The sequence below is a fragment of the Vibrio sonorensis genome, from assembly GCF_001854765.1.
Classification (GTDB): domain Bacteria; phylum Pseudomonadota; class Gammaproteobacteria; order Enterobacterales; family Vibrionaceae; genus Vibrio; species Vibrio sonorensis.
The window spans coordinates 1-309 of record NZ_LJJE01000062.1 but is presented as its reverse complement, the minus strand read 5'-3'; the positions used below and the strand labels follow the sequence as shown (position 1 = coordinate 309).

Here is a 309-nt window from a genome sequence, read left to right as displayed (position 1 = left end):
TGCGAATGATAAGGCCGCTATCAGTGGTGATGTCAGCGGCGGCGTGACCGAAAACGCGGCGGACAACACCGCGACGGGCACCTTGACCTCAAAAGACGCGGACAACACCGACAACGTGTTCGTGGCGAATGCCGGTGAGAAAGGCCGTTACGGTACGTTCAGTGTGGATGCGAATGGCGAGTGGACCTACGAGCTGGACAACGGCAACCAGCAGGTCAACGGGTTGAACGTGAACGATACTCTGACAGAAAGCTTCACGGTGCAATCGGAAGACGGCACCGAGCAGGTGGTGACCATCACCATCAATGG

General features: G+C 57.6%; 1 protein-coding gene. It reads left to right on the top strand.

Translation table 11 applies throughout. The annotated features are described in order from the left end of the window. Positions 1–309, top strand: a 309-nt coding sequence (locus BLO31_RS10175) for a VCBS domain-containing protein (RefSeq protein WP_139158990.1), incomplete at both ends; no start/stop codon positions are given.